The following is an 18,469-nucleotide window of genomic DNA, read 5'->3' on the forward strand; positions in this document are numbered from 1 at the left end:
AGCCCCTCATCGCCCTGCCGGGCACTTCTCCCCGTATAGTGACGGGGAGAAGGGGCTGGCCGCAACCTCGTCGCCTTTCCTGAAACGTTAGCGATTGGCGAAACCGGCGATGACAGCGCCCCTCTCCCTGTCACTATACGGGGAGAGGATGCCGGCAGGCAGGTGAGGGGCGGCGCCAGCGCTCGGGAGCGCGATCGGACGAGCTCGGAAGCCTAAGGCCCCGTTTCCGTTTCCAACGAAACAGCGAGACGCCAAGACAATGCTCAATAACCGGCTTTGATCTTCTCGAACTCGGCGATCATCTTGAGCTTGAGCGCGGAGGGCACCGGCGACTGGAACAGCGTCTTGTCGACGAATTTCTGCACGTCGTCGTAGCCTTTTTCCTTCAGGACGGCCTGGTCGACGCCGGCCATGCCCTTGGCGTTGGCCTGACCGTAGCCCCAGTCCTTGACCAGCACCTTGGCGACGTCCGGATCGTTGATCGCATTGAGATAGTCATAGGCTTTGTCGACATTGTCCGGCGCATCCTTGAACAGCACATAGCCGCACACCCAGGTCGAGATGCCTTCGGCGGTATCCTTCTTGGATTTGATCGGCGCGCCGGCCGCGGCCGACTGCACCGTCGCATCGTTCCATGCCCAGGCGAGATCGACCTCGCCGCCGCTCAGGAGCTGCACGATGTCGGTGGTGTCGGTCCAGTAGGAGCGGATATTCTTGTGCACCTGGCGCAGGAAGTCAGACGCCTGCTTGAACTGGTCGTCCGTCATCATGGTCCAGTCCTTGAGCCCGATGGCAAGGCTCGCCAGCGCATAGGCATCGTCGACATTGTCGCCGATCGAGACCTTGCCCTTGAACTTCGGATCGGCGAAGGCCTTCAGCGACTGCACGTCCTTCTCGTCGACCTTGTCGGAATTGTAGGTGAGCTGGGTGTTGCCCCAGTCCCACGGCATGAACCAGGCCTTACCGTCGGCGGTGGTGGCGAGATCCTTCATCGCCATGATGCCGGGATTGAGGTCCTTCCAGCCCGTGATCTTCGACGTATCGAGCGGCTGCAGCAGGCCGGCCTCGCGCCACTTCACCACGCTTTGCGAACAGGGGTGGCCAAGATCGGACTTGAAGCCGGAGCGCACCTTTTCGAAGGCCTCGTCTTCGTCGCCGAAGAAGGCAAAGGTCGGCGAATCGCCGTTCTTCTCGACATATTTCGGATGGAAGCTCGGGTCCTCGTAACCCGACCAGTCGAAGACGATCAGGTCCTTGTCGGCGGCAACCGCCAGCGCCGCCGCGGAAGCGGCGAGCACACCGGTCAGTGCCAAGGTCAGCGTCAGGCGTCGGCTCAGGGTTCTCATTGCTGTTCCATCCTCCTTGTCGTTTCCGCCCGCTCGGTCGGCCGGCTTTCTTCTCACTGGTAGTGTCTGGGAAAGGCCGCCGCCAGGAACGCGTTGGCCGCCTGCAGCGCGGTCTCGCGAGTGGTGTCCTCTGTCCCCATCATCAGCCGCAGCCACAGTCCCTCGAGCATGGCGCTGAGCGCCAGCGCTATGACCTGGGGGTCATAAGAGTAGCCACCGCTCTCCTTGAGCGTCGCACAGAGATCGATGAAGACCTGCTGGTAGTAATTGTCGCGCGAACTGCTGAGCGCCTGGTAAGTCGGCCGCGACTTGGCCTCGCCCCAGAAGGCCAGCCATGCCGCGAGCTTGCGCTTGTTGCAGATCGAGCGGTCGAAGTCGGCCCACACCAGCAGCTGCAGCTGCCTTGCCGGATCATCGCCAGCCTTCTGCAGGGCCGCGCGCCAGTGCGCCGAATACTCGTCATACATGTGCTGCAGCGTGGCGATCAGCAGCTTTTCCTTGCTCTCGAAATGGAAGTTGACGATGCCGCGCGACAGGCCGGCGCCGTCGGCGACATCGGCCATCGTCGTCTCCGCGTAGCCGCGCTTGGCGAGCGAATCGATCGTCGCCTCGATCAGTTGCAGCTGCCTGACCTCCTTCGAGGCCTTGCGGCCGCGCTTTTCGGCGTCGCCCTTTGGTGACGGTTCGGGGACAATATCGCTGGCCTCTGCAGTCTTCATGAGCGTCACGGTCTCCAGCATCGCCGGCTATCCAACCGGCTTCCAACCGCGCAGATGAGTGGGACGGTGCTCACCACTGTCAAGCACCTTCTGCATCGCCTCCCAGGTATGGATGTTCTTGTCGACATAGGCGGCACCCACCACGGCGGCGACAGGCCAATAAAGCGGCCCCTTGAGCCGCGCCAGCTCTTCGCGCGCCACGTCGCGATACCAGGGATTGCGGTCGCGCACGGCGATGTCGGCAAAGCCCGCCCGGCGCATCGCCTGCGCATAGCGCGCCGGCGAGGCCATGGTGAAGGACAGGCCTTCGGCCGCGACATAGGCCTTCATGTCCGGCGACGGCTCGCCGTCATGCGCAATCATCCAGTTCGACGCGGCGAAGACGCCACCCGGCTTCAGCACGCGAAAGATCTCGGCGAACAGCGCTTCCTTGTCGGGCACGTGCAGCAGCGCATCCTTGGAGAAGACGACATCGAAGGATGCGTCAGCGAAGGGAAGCGGACCGGGCGGCGCCTGGACGAAGCTGACGCGCTCGCCGACAGCTCGCGCGGCCGCCCGTTGCCTCGCGGCCTCGATGACGGGTCCTTCGACATCGAAGCCGGTCGCATGTGCCGCGCCGTGACGCTTGACCAGATGCAGCCTGATGCCGCCGGCGCCGCAGCCGATGTCGAGGACCGTCTTGCCCTTCAGCGACAGGCCTTCGACCACCCGGTCGACCTCTTCGGGTCCGCCCGGCGACAGATAGCCCTCGCCCCAGAGCGCCTCCAGGAAGCGAATGGCGGTGTCGTCGTACTCCGGCTCGTCGTCCGCCGTTTCGATCATCGGATCTCAACCCAAGATTTCGAAAGTGGCCAGTTCCAATTGCCCGCAAAGCCTAGCGCATAAACAGGAAAACGCAACACCATTTGTTGAACATTCATTCAAAATGGCTGGACAGAAATCCTTGATCCGTGCCAAATTCGACGCATCGGGGAACAGACCACACAAAAGAAGGGCAGCCGGATGGAGGTTGAGCGCACATGAAGGCGTGGGATGCGATCGTCATCGGCGGCGGCCACAACGGCCTGGTCAATGCCTGTTACCTGCAGCGCGCCGGACTCGACGTGCTGGTCGTCGAGAAGAACGACTGGGTCGGGGGCGCGGCCACAAGCCGCGAGCTGACGCCGGGCTTCCTCTATTCGAACTGTTCCTACGTCTGTTCGCTGTTTCGGCCCGAGATCATGCGCGACCTGGAGCTGCCGCGCTTCGGCCTGCAGGTGATCTCCTATGAAGGCGGCGCGGTGTTCACCCGCGACGGCGACTATCTCGCCAACTACCGCGACCACGACGCCCATCGCCGCGAGTTCGCCCGCTTCTCCAGGCGCGACGCCGAGGCCTATGACCGCTATTCGCGCGACGTGACGCGGCAATGCCGCTTCATCCAGCCGCTCTTGATGCGCACCGCGCCCGACCCGACCAGTTTCAAGCCGCGCGACCTCGGCGAATTGCTCTATCTGGGGAAGAAGTTCGCCGGCCTAACGGCCGAGGAGATGGCGCTGACCTTGCGCTTCTGGACGATGTCGACCTCGGACTTCCTCGACGAGTATTTCGAGACCGACGTCATCAAGGCTAACTTCGCGCTGTCCGGCATCATCGGCACCGCGCTCGGGCCGATGTCGCCGGGCACGGCCTACGTGCTGCTGCACCACTATATGGGCGAGGTCGACGGCTCGGTCGGCGCCTGGGGCTATGCGCGCGGCGGCATGGGCGCCGTCACCAGGGCGCTGGCCGCGTCCTTCAGGGCCTCCGGCGGCACCATCCGCACCGGCGCCGAGGTCGATCATGTGCTGGTCAGGAACGGCAAGGCCAAGGGCGTCCTGCTCGTCGGCGGCGAGGAGATCTACGGCAAGCTCGTCATCTCCAATGCCGACGTCAAGCGCACCTTCCTGAAGCTGGTCGAGGAAAAGGAACTGCCCGACATCTTTCTGCGCCGTGTCAGGAACTTCAAGATCCGCGGCTCCTCCGGCAAGGTCAACATCGCGCTGGATTCGCTGCCCGAATTCCCGGCCCTGCCCAAGGATTCGCCGGTCTATCGCGCCGACATGCACTTCACCGATTCCATCGAGCGCATGGAGCGCGCCTATGACGACTGGAAGGCCGGTCGCTGGTCGGCCGACCCCTTCCTCGACATGATGATCCCGACCACGCTCGACCCGACCATGGCGCCGCCGGGAAAACATTTCATGAGCTGCTTCGTGCAATACGCGCCGCCGAAGATTGATGGCCGCGACTGGACCGACGCCGATCGCGACGGCTTCGCCGAAAGCGTGATTGCGCAAATCGCCGCATATTCGCCCGGCTTCCGCGACCGCATCGTCCATATGGAAGTGCGCACGCCGCGCGAGATCGAAGCCGAGGTCGGCCTCACCGAAGGCAACATCTTCCAGGGCGAGTTGACCTTCGACCAGTTGCTGTTCAACCGCCCGGTGCCTGGCTACGCGCAATACCGTTCGCCGGTCGGCGGGCTCTACATGTGCGGCTCCTCCACCCATCCCGGCGGCGGCGTCATGGGCGCGCCCGGACGCAACGCCGCCGCCGAGATCCTGCGCGATCTTGCCAAGCCAACCTCACATATGAGCCCGGCCCATGACGTCATCTGAAGTGAATTGGGATGCCATCGTCATCGGCGGCGGCCACAACGGCCTCGTCGCCGCCGCCACGCTGGCGAAGTCGGGCCGCAAGGTGCTGCTGCTCGAAGCCGGCAACGATCTCGGCGGCGCCGCCCGCACCGAGGAATTTGCGCCCGGCTTCCGTGTCTCCGCGGTCGCCCACCTGCTCAACCGCCTGCATCCCGATGTGGTGAAGACGCTGGAGCTGGAGCGCCACGGCCTCAAGGTCGAGCGCGCCGATTTCGTGCCTTCGGTGGCGCTGTCGAAGGACGGCTCGCTGGTGCTGCACGGCGCCTATGGCGAGGTGCTGACGGGCGCCAGCCCCACCGAGCAATCCGCCTGGAAGGAACTGCGCGCGCAGCTGCTGCGATATGCCGGCGTGCTGAAGCCCTTCCTGTCGCGCCGGCCGCCGGATCTTGCCGGCATGTCGATCGCCGAGATGACCGGCCTCGGCCAGACCGCGCTGGCGCTGAAGCGGCTCGGCAAGGAGGACATGCGCGACTTCCTGCGCGTTCTGCTGATGAATGTCTACGACCTGCTCGACGAGCAGCTTTCGGACGACAGGCTGAAGGGCCTGCTCGCTTTCGACGCGACGCTCGGCTCCCATCTCGGGCCGCGCTCGCCGACCTCGCTGCTCGGTCTCTATTACCGGCTGGCCGGCGAGATCGGCGGCCTTGCCGGCGCGCAGATGCTGCCGAAAGGCGGCATGGGCGCCGTCGTCGCCGCCATCCGCGCGGCGGCCGAGCAGGCTGGCGTCTCGATCCGCCCGGCATCGCCGGTCGCCAAGGTCATCGTCGAGAATGGCCGCGCCGTCGGCGTCGTCACGCAAGGCGGCGAGACGCTGCGGGCAAAGTCCGTCGTTTCCGCCATCAATCCGGCCACCACCATCCTCGATCTCGTCGGCCCGCGCGAGGTCGACACGGGCTTCGTGCGCAAGGTGAAGAACATCCGCATGAAGGGCGACGCGGCGAAGCTGCATCTGGCGCTCGACCGGCCACCGCAATTTTCCGGCGTCGATGCCGCCGGCCACAAGGGCCGGTTGGTCATCGCGCCCTCGCCCGACCATGTCGAGCGCGCCTTCAACCCGTCGAAATACGGCGAGTTCTCGCCCGAGCCGGTGATGGAGATCACGCTGCCCAGTCTGGCCGATGTATCGCTGGCACCCTCCGGCGCCTGCGTGCTCTCGGCAGTGGTGCAATATGCGCCCTATGCGCTGAGAGCGGGCTGGGCCGCCGGCAGGCCGCAATTCCTCAAGGCGATCATGGCCCAGCTCGAGACCTACGCGCCCGGGATCGGCGCGACAGTACGCCATGCCGAGCTTCTGACGCCGGCCGACATCGAGGCGCGCTACCGCATGCCCGGCGGCCACTGGCACCATGGCGAATTGCAGGCCGACCAGATGCTGATGTCGCGGCCGGTCTCCGGCTGGTCGGGCTACGACACCCCGCTCGAAGGACTGTTCCTCGCCGGCGCCGGCTCGCACCCGGGCGGCGGCATCTCCGGCGCGCCCGGCCTCAACGCCGCGCGCCGCATCATCGCGATGAGGGCATGAGCATGGCGCAAGCAACCAGGAAGAAGCCCATCGCAAGCGAGGTGGACACCGCCCTCGAAGCCCGCCTCGCGGCGCAACCGCATTTCCGAACGCTGCGGCTCGGCACGCCCTTCCAGGCGCGCATCGACGCGCTGGGCTTGAAGCAGGACTGGTACAGCTGGGCCGGCTATCGCGCCCCGCACTCATTGTGGGACGAGGAACTCGAATATTTCGCCATCCGCAGCCAGGCGGCACTCTTCGACATCTCGCCGATGACGAAGTACCGCATCGAGGGGCCGGACGCCGAAGCCTATCTCGACCGCGTCACGCTGCGCGACGTGACCAGGCTGCAGCCCGGCCGCGTCCACTACACCGCCTGGTGCGACGATGACGGCTTCGTTCTCGACGACGGCACCCTGTTCCGGCTGTCGCCGACGCGCTTCCGCCTCTGCTCGCAGGAGCGGCATCTGCCCTGGCTGCTGGACAGCGCGATCGGCTATGAAGTGAGCATCGAAGAAGAGACCGAAGCGGTCGCCGGGCTTGCGCTGCAAGGCCCGACCTCCTTCGCCATCCTCCGCGACGCCGGCTTCGCCGGCGTCGAAAGGCTGAAGGTTTTCGACCTCGCCGAATTCGCGCATGACGGCGCCACCGTGACGATCTCGCGCACCGGCTTCACCGGCGATCTCGGCTACGAGCTGTTCGTGCCCGCCGACAAGGCGCTGAGCCTGTGGGATCGGCTGATGGCGGCGGGCGAGTTGCGCGGCATCCGCGCCATCGGCTACACGGCGCTGAACCGCGCCCGGCTCGAAGCCGGCCTGATCGTCGCCAATGCCGACTTCACCACCGCCGAGCATGCCATCCGCGCCGACCGCCTGCGCATGCCGGACGAGATCGGCCTCGGCTTCATGGTCGATCCCGAGAAGGGGCACTTCAACGGCCGCCGCGCCATCCTCGAAGCGCGGACGAAGAAGAAGCTGCGCCACGTGCTGGTCGGGCTGGAGATCGAGGGCAACATCCCGGCCGAGCATGCCATCGTCTACTATCGCAAAAGCCAGGAGGTCGGGCTGGTCAGTGCCGCCATGTGGTCGCCGATGGCCAAGCGCAACATCGCCATTGCGTCTTTGCAACGGCCTTATGGCGACACGATCGTGGACGACCTCTGGGTCGAGATCTACGCCATGCGCGAGCTGCAGTACCAGAAGCTGATGAAGAAGGCGAAGGTGGTGCAAAGGCCCTTCATCAAGCTCGACCGCCGCACCGCCAGCCCGCCCGCGGATTTCTGACATGGCAAGCGAAGCGGAGAATCTGGATGCGGAGGCGGAAGCCGCCGATCAGTGGCAGCTGGTCAACACGCCGCTCGGCGAACCGTGGTCCGGCCGCACCCGCTATGCGGCGGCGATGTTCTTCTTCAAGCGCGGCGAGATGAATGCCGAGACGCTCGAAGTCTACCGCATCTGCGCCCGGCTCGATTCGGAAAATCCGCTGCCGATCATCCGCGACCGCAGCGTCGGCAAGGACTGGCTGAAGCGCATCGGCTTCGAATAGGGCGCGCTATACCCTTCGCTACGCTTGCGCACCACGGCTCACAGCGGCGAGCTTGTTGCCGTCCGGATCGCGCACGTAAGCTGCGTAGAAGTCCGGGCTGTAGTGCAATCGCAGGCCGGGCGCACCTTCGCAACTCCCGCCATTGGCAAGGGCTGCAGCATGGAAATCATCCACTTCCTTCCATGATCGCGCTCTGAAAGCGACCATGCTGCCGTTGCCTGTTGTCGCTGCCTGCTTGTCGAACGGCGTTCCGACCCAGAACGCGAGCTCCCGCAAACCGCCATCCTCGTACGTGCCCCAACCCGCCGACGCGCGATCCCAGTCCGGATCGCCGGTGATGCAACGTTGCATGCCGAGCGGCGCCAAAGCCGCGTCATAGAACGTCGTGGCGCGTTTCAAGTCGTTGGTGCCGAAGTAGACATAGGTAAGCATGGCGCACCATCGGCGTTTACAAAGTAGTGAAGTCGGCCCGCATCACCCTATCGTCTTTTCCAGCACCCTCAACCAGTTGCGATAGGCGATCTTCTCGATCAGCGCTCGCCCAAAACCGCGCGCGGCCAGCGCGTCGATAAGCTTGGGCAGGCCGGCGACATCGCCGATGACGGCCGGGATCATCGCGCCGTCGAAATCGGAGCCGAGCCCGACGCCATCCTCGCCGAGCGCCTGCAGCAGCGAATCGATGTGGCGGACCATGATGTCGAGGCCGGTGTCGGCATTCATCTTGCCGTCCTCGCGCAGGAAGCCGGTGGCGAAGTTCAGGCCGACCATGCCGCCGGTCTCGCGGATCGCGCCGAGCTGCCAGTCGGTCAGGTTGCGCGAATGGCCGCAGATCGCATGCACGTTGGAGTGGGTCGCGACCAGCGGGGCATCGCTCAAGCCCGCGACATCGCGAAAGCCCTTCTCGTTGAGATGCGAGAGGTCGATCATGATCCTGAGCTGATTGCAGGCCTTGACCAGGGCCTTACCGGCATCGGTGAGGCCGGGCCCGGTGTCGGGCGATGACGGGAAGCGGAACGGCACGCCATTGCCGAAGGCATTCGGCCGGCTCCAGACGATGCCCAGCGAGCGCAGGCCGGCGGCGTGCAGCACATCGAGCATGGCAAGCTCGGGGTCTATCGCCTCGACGCCTTCGATGTGGAACACCGCCGCGATCGAGCCCTTCGCCATCGCCTCGCGCACGTCGCCGGCGCTGCGGCAGACGGTCAGTGCGCCGGCGCGTTCCAGCCTAAACAGGATCGAGGCCATGCCGATGGTCGAGGTGATCGCCTCGGCGCGCGGCAGCTCCGGCGGCAGCGGCTCGTTGTCGCTCGGCGCCGGCGGCACGGCGCTGCGCTTGGTCTTCTCGATCGGCGGCGGGAAGATCGCGAACATGCCACCGGCAAAGCCGCCCTTCTTCGCGCGTGGCAGATCGATATGGCCGCCCGGCGTGCCGTCGATGAACAGCTTTTCGACATCCGCTTCCTTCGACTGGTAGAGCCTGAGCAGCGTGTCGTTGTGGCCGTCAAAGACGGGGATGAGGTCGGTTGCGGTCATCAGGAGGCCATTGGCTTGAGGTGGCGGGCCGCGGACGGCGAGTGCGTCCGCGGACGATACCTCTACTTAGGCAAGATGGCTAAATCGCGCAAATGCCAGTGGCGTGTTCGCATTTGTGGCTGAGGCGTGTTCTCCTTCTCCCGTTGTGGGAGAAGGGGGAACTTGCTACCGCTTCAGCACGTCGGCCCATTCCGGATGGCGGCGGAACTGGGCGTTGGCGAACGGGCAGAGCGGGATGATCGTCTTGCCGGCCGCGCGCGCGTCCTCGACGGCGCGGGTGACGAGGCGAAGCCCCGCGCCCTGGCCGCGAAACGCGTCAGGCACCTCGGTGTGATCGATGATCAGCTGATGCTCGCCGATTTTGGTGAAGGTCATCTCGGCCTCGGCGCCGCCGGGCCCACGCAGGACATAGCGGCCCTTGGAGCCGCGATCCTCCAGTTCGACCTCGGGCAATTGATCAGCCATTGCTCACGCTCCTTCAACCGGCAGGCCGGCAAAGAGCTGCCGCGCCGCCTCGATTTCATTCGGCCGCACCTCGTGCCCGCCATCGTGCCATTCCACAGTGACAGCGGCGCCGTCGGCGCGCAAATAGGCTTCCAGCCGCGACGTCAAATTGGGCGGGCAGATCGGATCGCGCCTGCCGGCCGTAATCAGCACATGACGGCCGGCGAGGCTGCCTTTCACCTGCGGCTCGAACGGGATCAGCGGATGCATCAGCACCGTCGCGTCGAACAGGCCGGGTTCCGCGAACGCCACCGACGCCAGGATGTTGGCGCCGTTGGAATAGCCGAGCCCAAGCACCGTCGAGGGCTTTGCCTCCTCGACATGCGCCTTGATGAAGGCAGCCATCTTGGCGGTCGCCCGCGCCAGGTCTTCCATGTCGTAGACCCCCTCGCCGGTGCGGCGGAAGAAGCGGGCGGCACCCTGCTCCGATACATCGCCGCGCGGCGACACGATGCTTGCCGAAGGCACCAGCTCGCGTCCCAGCGATACCAGCTGGTTCTCGTCGCCTCCGGTTCCGTGAAAGACGAAAAGCAGCGGACTGCCCGGCGAGCCGGGCAGCAGCTTGTGAGTGTAGGTATCCTTGCTCATGGCTCAGTCTTCCAGTTTCTGCAGGTGCTGTTCGAGATAGGGCCTGAGATGCTGGTGCTGAGCCGGCAGCTTCAGCGCCTCGCCGAGATGAGCGGTGTCCTCGTCGCGGTCGAAGCCTGGCTCGTTGGTGGCCACCTCGAACAGTACCCCGCCCGGCGTGCGGAAATAGATCGCCCAGAAATAGTCGCGGTCGATCACCGGCGTCACCTGGTAGCCGGTGTCCATCAGCGCCTTGCGCACTTCGAGTTGCCTGGCGCGGTTCTCGACCGCGAAGGCGACATGGTGGACCGAGCCGGCGCCGAGATTGGCAAACGCCGCGCCCGGCAGCGATTCGATGTCGACGATGTCGGCGCCATTGCCATTCTTGACCGCAAGCCGGCGGACGTTGCCGGACTTGTCGACCTCCTGATAGCCCATGAACTTCAACAGCTCCTCGGTGGCGCCGCCATCCCTCAGGCGAAGCTGCACCGAGTGGAAGCCGCGGATCGCCTCGTCGGCGGGAACGCCGCCCTTCGCCCAGGGCGCGCGGCCGTCGGCCTTGTCTTCGACGAGCGCAAAGCCGTCGCCATCGGGGCCGGCGAACGCGAGCCGCTTCTCGCCGAACGTCTCTTCGCGCGACAGGCCCGCGACGCCTTCATCGGCAAGGCGCTTCTCCCAGTAGCCGAGCGTGCCTTCCGGCACCGAATAGACCGTCGTGCCGACCTCGCCCACCCCATGCCGGCCCTTGCCGATATTGGGGAACGGGAAATAGGTCATCACCGAACCCGGCGTGCCGGCCTCGTCCGCATAGTAGAGATGATAGACGTCAGGCGCGTCGAAATTGACGGTCTTCTTGACCCGGCGCAGGCCGAGCTTTTTGGTGAAGAATTCATTGTTCCGGCGCGCATCGCTGGCCATCGAGGTGACGTGATGCAGGCCCTTGATCTGGTCGAGCATTTTTCTGCTCCTTCCCTTTTGCTGGTGCGGCCCTCGCCGCTGTCCACGCCAATATGAGGATAGGCACGGCCGCGGCAAAGGAGGCAAACACAGAATGGACTGTGCTGTAAAAGTGAACGATAGCGCAACATTTGTTCACCAATCAAGGAGCGGCCTTGCGCGGCGGCCTGAATTCGGCTCCATGAGCGGCATGCCGGATGAGGAGACCAGCGCTTGGCCAGCATGAGCGGACGCCCCAACATTCTCCTGATCACATGCGACCAGTGGCGCGGCGATTGCCTGTCGGCGGCCGGCCATCCGGTGCTGAAAACACCGAATGCCGATGCGCTTGCCGCCGAAGGCGTGCTGTTTCGGCGCCACTTTGGCGGGGCAGCCCCTTGCTCGCCGGCGCGCGCCTGCCTCTACACCGGGCTCTACCAGATGAACAACCGCGTCTGCCGCAACGGCACGCCGCTCGATGCCCGGCACGGCAACATCGCGCTTTCCGCCCGAGCCCTTGGCTATGACCCGACGCTCTTCGGCTACACGGATGTCTCGCTCGACCCACGCCTGCTCGCGCCCGGCGACCCCAGGCTGAGAACCTATGAGGGCGTCCTGCCCGGCTTCACGGTGCGCCAATTCCTGCCCGAGCATCAGAAGCCTTGGCTGTCCTGGCTGAGCGCCCAGGGCATCGACTCCAGTGCCGGCCATCCCGACATCCACCGCCCGGGTGGCGAACCGAGCGACCCCGTGACCAATGCGCCACCAATTTACTCGAAGGACCAGACGCCGACGGCTTTCCTGGCCGGCGAGTTCATCCGCTGGCTGGGCGAGCAGGAGCGTGGCGCGCCCTGGTTCGCGCATCTCTCCTTCATCAGCCCGCACCCGCCCTTCATGGTGCCTGAGCCCTACAACGCCGTGTATGATCCGGCCGACGGCCCCGCTTTCAGTCGCGCCGGGAACTGGCAGGCCGAGGCGGAAAGCCACCCGTACCTCGCCTACGATCTCGACCGCCGGATGCGGCAGAACTTCCGCCCCGGCGCCGGAGGCAAGGTGCGCGACTGGGGTGAGGACAATATCCGCGCCATCCGCGCCATTTATTACGGCATGATCTCCGAGGTCGACGCGCAACTCGGACGCCTTTGGCAGGCGCTCAAGGCGGTGGGAGCCTGGGACGAGACCGTGATCGTGCTGACCTCCGACCACGCCGAGATGATGGGCGACCATTTCATGCTCGGCAAGTGCGGCTTCTTCGACGGCAGCTACCACATCCCGCTGATCATCCGCGACCCGCGCCTGGGCCAAGCGGCCGGCGGCAGCGTCGATTGCTTCAGCGAGGCCGTCGATATCCTGCCGACCCTGCTCGATCTCCTCGGCGAGGATCCGCCACCGCATCTCGACGGCCGCTCACTGAAACCGTTCCTCGAGGGCGGCGCGCCGCGCGATTGGCGCGACGCCGCGCATTGGGAATTCGACTTCCGCTCGGTGGCCGATGGCGAGGCCGAGCGCCACTTCGGCATCGGCTCGCGCCAGTGCAACCTCGCCGTCATCCGTTCGCAAGACTTCAAATATGTGCATTTCGGCGGCGGCCTGCCGCCCCTGCTGTTCGATCTGAAGAAGGATCCGAGCGAGCTGACCAACGTCGCCAACGATCCCGCCTATCTCGCGGTGCGGCTGCAGTTTGCCGAAAGGCTGCTGGCCTGGCGGGCGGAGCATCTCGACCAGTCGCTGGCGCTGGCGGAGCTGACGGAGAATGGCGTGGCTGGATATGTGAGTAGGCAGTAGGCAGTAGAAAAGCTCATTTCCCTACTGCCTACTGCCTACTGCCTACTGCCTACTGCCTACTGCCACCCAACTCCTATTGCCTACTGCACCTTCATCCTCTGCTGGTCACGCTTCTCGGCGTAGCTGCCCTTGTCGTAGGCGGCCTGCGCTTCGAGCTGTTCCTTGGTGAAGGTGGTGTAGAGATATTTCTTGCCGTCCTTGTCGGTCATGAATTTGAGGTTGTCCATGCCGACAGCGACTTCCTTTTCGCCGATGCCGAGGAAGCCGCCGACATCGACGATCACCGCGTCCGGCTTGTTCTCGGGCGTCAGCACGACATCGCCAATCTCGCCGACCTGGACATCGTTGGCGCCGTAGACGGTCGTCCCTTTCAGGTCGTCACCCCGGATCTCGCCGACCGGCATCTCCGTCAGCGTCGACTTGTCGATCGCCGCGGTCTGCGTCGGGTCGGTGGTCTTGGCTTCAGGGGTTGCCGGCGCTGCCGGGGCCTCGGCCGTCTTTTCGGCCGGCGCCGGAGCGGTTGCGGTTGGAGCGGCGGCCTTTGGCACCTCAGCCGACGCGGTGGTTGCCGGCGCCGGATCATAGGCCTTGCGGTTGAAGTCCGGCTGCGCCTGCAGCTCTTCCTTCGTGGTCTCGGCGACCAGCCAGCGATCGCCGTTCTTTTCGGCCCACTTGGCCTTGGCGAAGTCGAAGGCGACGTTCTTCTCGCCTATGCCGAGGAAGCCGCCAACACCGATGACGAGCGCCTCGACCTTGCCGTCCTTGGTGAGCACGATGTCGTTGACGTCGCCGATGTTCTGCGCATCGTCGGCGGTGCCGTTGTAGACGGACTCGCCGATGATGTTGGTGGCGAGGTTGCCATCTGCCTTCTTCACCGGCTCAGCCGAAGCGGCATTCATGTCGACAGGCTTCTGCGCACCGGTGCCTTCCGTCGTGGTCGCCGGCGCCTGCGCTGTCGTGTCGGTCTGGGTGGCCGGTGCCGGATCATAGGGCTTCCTGTCGAAGTCCGGCAGCGCCGTCAGGGCTTCCTTGGTGGTCTCCGCGACAAGCCAGCGGTCTCCGTTCTTCTCGACCCATTGCAGCTTGTCATAGTCGAAGGCGACGTCCTTGGCTCCTATGCCAAGGAAACCGCCCACGCCGATGATGGCGGATTTTGCCTTGCCGGTCTCGTCAAAGACGACATCGCTGACCTTGCCAATATCCTGGGCATCGTCGGCGGTGCCGTTATAGACGGATTCGCCAATGATGTTGGTGGCGAGGCTGCCCTCGGCGCGCATCACGGGAACGGCCGGCGCTTCGTTCTGCGTGGCTGGCGCGGGCGTCGTTGCGGTTTGCGCCTGGACGCCGGTTGCTATCAGCGTGGCGAGCGCGGTGGTCGCAAAAAGGGTGCGGATCATAATGCTTCCTCCTCGTGCATGATTTTCGGGCACACCGCAGGGTCGCTGGAAGAGCGGCCGCGGCGCTTCTACAGATTCACAACGTCGTGACCAGATCGTTGTTCCGAAAAAGGCGGCTTCCCGCTCCGGACAAGCCCATGAAATTGCTGGCCCGGCTGCCGTGTTTCGGCGGACCCTGGAACCTTTCTCCGGGCATTCCGTTTCAGCCTGCGGCTGAGCCCTGCGGCTCGGTGAGCGAAACGGAGCGGGGCATGCGATTTGCGGCGGTGCTGAACCGGGACGGCGGCACCTTGCGGACCACCGATCTTTCCGGCTTCTGTGACCGGCTGCGCCAGACGCTGGAGGCGGCCGGCCATTCCATCGACGTCGATGTCGTTGCCGGCAAGGACATTGCGGCGGCCTTGCAGAAGGCGGTCCGGCGGCGCGGAATCGACGTCGTACTGGCCGGCGGCGGCGACGGCACCATTTCGACCGCGGCCGGCCTGCTGATGAACCGCAAGACGGCACTGGCCATCCTGCCGGCGGGCACGATGAATCTCTTTGCCCGCGGGCTCGGCGTTCCGCAGACCTTGGATGCGGCGCTGAAATCCTTTGCCGATGGCGAGGTGATAGAAGTCGATATGGCGAGCGCCAATGGCCGGCCTTTCGTGCACCAATTCTCCATCGGCCTGCACGCCAAGATGGTGCAACTGCGCGAGGGCATGGAATTTGGCTCACGCCTCGGCAAGATGCGGGCCTCGGCGCGTGCCGCCTGGGCGACGATCAAAAACCCGCCGGCCTTGAAGGCGACGCTCACCATCGGCGAGGCGGAAATCGTAACCCGAGCCACCGGCATCGGCGTCACCAACAACCTGTTCGGGGAAGGTCACCTGCCCTATGCCGACAATCCCACCGGCGGCGTACTCGGCATCTACATCTCGGTGGCGCGCAGGCGCGGCGAATTGGTCAGGGTCTTCTTCGACATGGCGCGCGGCAAATGGCGCGACAGCGCCCATGTCGAAATCCATCAGGCGGAGAGTGCGAGACTGAAAATCCATGCCGCGAGCAGCAAATACCGCGCCGTCATGGATGGTGAGCTGGTCAAGCTCGAACGCGAGACCGAGATCGCAATTCACCCCGGAGCGCTAAGGGTGCTGGTCCCGTCTCGCATCGCACGGGCGGAGGCGGCGTGATGCATAGGGAACGGGCGGAGGCGGCGTGATGCATAGGGAAACGACATTGGCGCGACCGCTAGCCCTTCGGCCCCTGTTCGGTGGTCGGAGCCTTGATCACTTCCCCATAAATCTCCGCGACCCCCCAGGCGACGAATGCCAGAAGCAGGCCTGCGACAAGGATCTTGAGCACGTTGACGCCCCAGCGTCCCTGACGGGCTTTCTCCTCGGGGATGATCTTGGTCATGGTCGGCCTCCGTATCGTTTGGCACCGGCCGGCGCGTCTGGCAGAATATGGTCGGGTAACGGTTCCTCGCCGCGAAGGTTCCGGAGCCTGGGGCGTACGCATTGGTCGGCACCGCGGCCGTTGGCAGCGGGACGCGGCATTTGGGGGCTTGGTGGATAGCAGGGTTCGCAAAACGCCGGGACTGCCGGCCGACGTCCTTGGCGTCGTGAAGGCGCAGGATCGACTTGCCGTGCTTCACGGTCTGCTTGATACGGCGCCCGATCCTGATTTCGACCGCATCACAGCTCTTGCCGCCGCTGTGCTCCAGGCGCCGATCGCGCTGATCACCCTGGTCGACGCCGAGCGCCAGTGGTTCAAGTCGAGCCTTGGCCTCGACGAAACCGAAACCACCGCGGGAATGCCCTTCAGCGCACATGCCATCGCCGCCGGCGACGAGCCGATGGTGGTGACCGACGCGACCCTGGACCCGCGCTTCGCCGCCAGTCCCGCAGTCAGCGGCAAGCATCGGATCCAGTTCTATGCCGGCGTCCCGATGGTCGTGGCGGGCGCCCGTATCGGCACGCTCTGCGTGCTGGACCGCAAGCCGCACGCCTTTCCGTCCGCAGTCCAGCTCGGCCAGTTGAAGGCACTGGCCGAACTCGCCGCCAGCCTGTTCACGCTGAAGGACGCCACCCGCAGCGGCGCTATCGCAAAGGAGGCCCTGGCACAGGAGGAAAAGCGTCGCGCCATCGCCCTCGACGCCGCCTCGCTCGCCAGTTGGGCATGGGACATCCGCACCGACATCATCGAATGCGACGTCCTGCTGTCCGAACTTTTCGACCTGCCGCGCTCGAACCGGCTGAAGGCGCGCGACATACTGGCGGCCATCGATCCGCGCGACGTCTATCAGACCGAGACGCGCTTTCGCGACGCGCTGACCGGCAGCGACGACTATTTCGGCGAATACCGGGTGAAGGGCATCTACCCGCCGCGCTGGATCGCCACCCGCGGCCGCGTCATCGAACGCGACAGTGACGGCAAGCCGACGCTGATCTTCGGCGTCAACTACGACATCACCGAGCGCAAGCTCGGCGACGAGCGCCAGCGCCTGTTGCTGCGCGAGCTGAACCACCGCGTCAAGAACACCCTGGCCACGGTGCAGGCGCTGGCGACGCAGACCGTTCGCCACGCCCGGCAGCCGAGCGAATTCCTGGAAGCCTTCGGCGCCAGGCTGCAGGCGCTGGGCGCCGCCCACAATCTCCTGTCCGACCGGGAATGGCGTGGCATCGGCATCCACGAACTGGTGCAGATCGAAGCCAAGCCGTTCGACAGCGCCGCGCAGCCGCGCATGACGATCACCGGAGAAGACCTGCTGCTGACCCCCGACCAGGCAGTGGGACTTGGCCTGATCCTGCATGAGCTGGCGAGCAATGCCCTGCAATACGGCTCGCTGTCGGTCGCCACCGGCAGGGTCGAGCTCGGCTGGAAGACGCAAGGCAGGAAGGGTGCCCGTCATCTGGTGCTGACCTGGCGTGAAACCGGCGGCCCGCAGGTCGAGCCGCCGGACCGTCACGGCTTCGGCTCGATCCTGATCCGCCGCAGCCTGGCCAAAATCATTTCCAGCGCGGTGAAGCACGAGTTCCGCCCGGATGGCGTCTTTGCCGAAATATCGATACCGCTCGAGGATCTGCCGAAATAGTCCATAGCACGGTGCGTCGGAGCGGATTCACGCCGCGCGCCCGGCTCTAGTCCGCATCGTCGGCGTCACGATCCGGTCCGGCATTCTCGCGGTAGATGGCGTAGGCGGCGAGCGCGATCGCCGGGGCGAGAACGGCGCCGAGCCCGCCCTTTCCCTTGAGCAGGACGGGCAGGGCAGCGAGCGCGGCGGTGATGCCGAGCGCCTTCATGTCGGCACTGCGCTGTCGCGCCCGGCGCCGCGCGCGCAGGCCCGCCGACAGCCGGTAAACGATGAGGACCGATCCGGCGATCACCAGGAAGCCGACGCCGAAACCCAACGAGGCCGCCATCGGGCCATAAAGCCCGGCGATCCAGATGTAAGCCGCGCCGATGAGAAAGCCGACGCCGCAAATCACTGCGAGCGTGACGATTATGTAGACGATCGCCGCGGTCCGCGCGCGGCCAAGCGCCGCCAAGGCCTCGCCGGAGGCGAGAGCCGAAATCAGCGATGCCAGCATTGCCATCGGGTGGGACTAGCGCCGCGCCAGAAGCGCGAACAGGAAGCCGACGCCCGCCGCGATCGCCAGCGAGGTCACCGGCTTTTCGCGCACATTGGCAACGATCTGCGCCTCGATATCCCTAGCATTGCCGCGCAACCCTTCGAAGGCGGCCTCGCCCTGGGCGCGCAGTTGTTCGACGCCCTCGGTGGCCGCCCGCCGCGCCGTTCCGTAGCCGTGCTCGCCGGTCTTGGCCAACTGCTTGGTCAGTTTTTCGATGTCGGCCTTCAGTTGCCTGATGTCGGCTTCGAGGTCGGGACTCGTCCGGCCGTCTGTCGCGGATTTTCCTGCGGCGGTCGCCATAGCTTAACTCCTTGCGTTTGCTTGCTTTCAACGTCCAACATACG

General features: G+C 65.4%; 19 protein-coding genes. 7 read left to right on the forward strand and 12 right to left on the reverse strand.

Annotated features, from left to right (window positions below):
* Positions 1–263: 263 nt before the first annotated feature.
* Genes EN786_RS14435 through EN786_RS14445 form a run of 3 tightly spaced genes read right to left on the reverse strand, consistent with a single transcriptional unit; the run spans position 264 to position 2,887 of the window.
* Positions 264–1,346 (reverse strand): ABC transporter substrate-binding protein, encoded by a 1,083-nt coding sequence (locus EN786_RS14435; RefSeq protein ID WP_127312148.1) that lies wholly within the window; start codon positions 1,344–1,346, stop codon positions 264–266.
* A gap of 53 nt (positions 1,347–1,399) precedes the next feature.
* Positions 1,400–2,065 (reverse strand): transcriptional regulator BetI, encoded by a 666-nt coding sequence (gene betI, locus EN786_RS14440; protein WP_245478508.1) that lies wholly within the window; start codon positions 2,063–2,065, stop codon positions 1,400–1,402.
* Positions 2,066–2,092: 27 nt separating this feature from the next.
* Positions 2,093–2,887: a methyltransferase domain-containing protein gene (locus EN786_RS14445; protein ID WP_135908626.1), complete on the reverse strand. Its 795-nt coding sequence runs from the start codon at positions 2,885–2,887 to the stop codon at positions 2,093–2,095.
* Positions 2,888–3,084: 197 nt separating this feature from the next.
* Here EN786_RS14445 and EN786_RS14450 point away from each other — a divergent pair, with 197 nt between their 5' ends.
* Genes EN786_RS14450 through EN786_RS14465 form a run of 4 tightly spaced genes read left to right on the forward strand, consistent with a single transcriptional unit; the run spans position 3,085 to position 7,789 of the window.
* Positions 3,085–4,704: an NAD(P)/FAD-dependent oxidoreductase gene (locus EN786_RS14450; RefSeq protein WP_135908628.1), complete on the forward strand. Its 1,620-nt coding sequence runs from the start codon at positions 3,085–3,087 to the stop codon at positions 4,702–4,704.
* Entirely contained in the window at positions 4,691–6,265 is a 1,575-nt protein-coding gene (locus EN786_RS14455) for an NAD(P)/FAD-dependent oxidoreductase (protein ID WP_127309892.1), read from the forward strand. The genes EN786_RS14450 and EN786_RS14455 overlap by 14 nt, the downstream gene beginning before the upstream one ends.
* A gap of 2 nt (positions 6,266–6,267) precedes the next feature.
* Entirely contained in the window at positions 6,268–7,527 is a 1,260-nt protein-coding gene (locus tag EN786_RS14460; RefSeq protein ID WP_127309896.1) for an aminomethyltransferase family protein, read from the forward strand.
* 1 nt (position 7,528) lies between these two features.
* On the forward strand, positions 7,529–7,789 hold the full coding sequence (locus EN786_RS14465) for a hypothetical protein (protein ID WP_127309891.1): 261 nt from the start codon (positions 7,529–7,531) through the stop codon (positions 7,787–7,789).
* 18 nt (positions 7,790–7,807) lie between these two features.
* Here EN786_RS14465 and EN786_RS14470 read toward each other — a convergent pair whose 3' ends face one another.
* The 5 genes from EN786_RS14470 to EN786_RS14490 form a co-directional block, all read right to left on the reverse strand.
* A complete protein-coding gene (locus EN786_RS14470; RefSeq protein ID WP_127309890.1) occupies positions 7,808–8,221 on the reverse strand; it encodes a VOC family protein in 414 nt (137 codons plus the stop codon).
* Positions 8,222–8,263: 42 nt separating this feature from the next.
* A complete protein-coding gene (locus tag EN786_RS14475) occupies positions 8,264–9,322 on the reverse strand; it encodes a dipeptidase (protein ID WP_127285285.1) in 1,059 nt (352 codons plus the stop codon).
* 165 nt (positions 9,323–9,487) lie between these two features.
* Positions 9,488–9,787: a GNAT family N-acetyltransferase gene (locus tag EN786_RS14480; protein ID WP_127309889.1), complete on the reverse strand. Its 300-nt coding sequence runs from the start codon at positions 9,785–9,787 to the stop codon at positions 9,488–9,490.
* A 3-nt stretch (positions 9,788–9,790) separates the two neighbouring features.
* Complete coding sequence (locus EN786_RS14485; RefSeq protein ID WP_127309888.1) at positions 9,791–10,414, reverse strand: alpha/beta hydrolase; 624 nt, start codon at positions 10,412–10,414, stop codon at positions 9,791–9,793.
* A gap of 3 nt (positions 10,415–10,417) precedes the next feature.
* On the reverse strand, positions 10,418–11,350 hold the full coding sequence (locus tag EN786_RS14490; RefSeq protein ID WP_127309887.1) for a VOC family protein: 933 nt from the start codon (positions 11,348–11,350) through the stop codon (positions 10,418–10,420).
* Between the two features lie 222 nt (positions 11,351–11,572).
* On the opposite strand from EN786_RS14490, the gene EN786_RS14495 reads away from it, so the two are divergent.
* Complete coding sequence (locus EN786_RS14495) at positions 11,573–13,114, forward strand: alkaline phosphatase family protein (RefSeq protein ID WP_127309895.1); 1,542 nt, start codon at positions 11,573–11,575, stop codon at positions 13,112–13,114.
* Positions 13,115–13,194: 80 nt separating this feature from the next.
* On the opposite strand, the gene EN786_RS14500 is transcribed toward EN786_RS14495, so the two are convergent.
* Positions 13,195–14,511, reverse strand: coding sequence for a PRC-barrel domain-containing protein (locus EN786_RS14500; RefSeq protein ID WP_127309886.1), 1,317 nt, complete (start codon positions 14,509–14,511; stop codon positions 13,195–13,197).
* Positions 14,512–14,762: 251 nt separating this feature from the next.
* On the opposite strand from EN786_RS14500, the gene EN786_RS14505 reads away from it, so the two are divergent.
* The gene (locus EN786_RS14505; RefSeq protein WP_127286209.1) at positions 14,763–15,683 is read left to right on the forward strand and encodes a diacylglycerol kinase family protein; all 921 of its coding nucleotides are present in this window, start codon (positions 14,763–14,765) and stop codon (positions 15,681–15,683) included.
* 58 nt (positions 15,684–15,741) lie between these two features.
* Here EN786_RS14505 and EN786_RS37715 read toward each other — a convergent pair whose 3' ends face one another.
* The gene (locus EN786_RS37715; protein WP_187331436.1) at positions 15,742–15,909 is read right to left on the reverse strand and encodes a hypothetical protein; all 168 of its coding nucleotides are present in this window, start codon (positions 15,907–15,909) and stop codon (positions 15,742–15,744) included.
* A gap of 151 nt (positions 15,910–16,060) precedes the next feature.
* Here EN786_RS37715 and EN786_RS14515 point away from each other — a divergent pair, with 151 nt between their 5' ends.
* A complete protein-coding gene (locus EN786_RS14515; RefSeq protein WP_127286208.1) occupies positions 16,061–17,587 on the forward strand; it encodes an HWE histidine kinase domain-containing protein in 1,527 nt (508 codons plus the stop codon).
* A gap of 46 nt (positions 17,588–17,633) precedes the next feature.
* Here the strand turns inward: EN786_RS14515 and EN786_RS14520 are convergent, their stop codons facing one another.
* Positions 17,634–18,089, reverse strand: coding sequence for a hypothetical protein (locus EN786_RS14520; protein WP_127286207.1), 456 nt, complete (start codon positions 18,087–18,089; stop codon positions 17,634–17,636).
* Positions 18,090–18,098: 9 nt separating this feature from the next.
* Positions 18,099–18,425, reverse strand: coding sequence for a DUF883 family protein (locus EN786_RS14525; protein WP_127286206.1), 327 nt, complete (start codon positions 18,423–18,425; stop codon positions 18,099–18,101).
* Between the last annotated feature and the right edge of the window lie 44 nt (positions 18,426–18,469).

Source organism: Mesorhizobium sp. M4B.F.Ca.ET.143.01.1.1 (assembly GCF_004792275.1).
Taxonomy (GTDB): Bacteria; Pseudomonadota; Alphaproteobacteria; order Rhizobiales; family Rhizobiaceae; genus Mesorhizobium; species Mesorhizobium abyssinicae.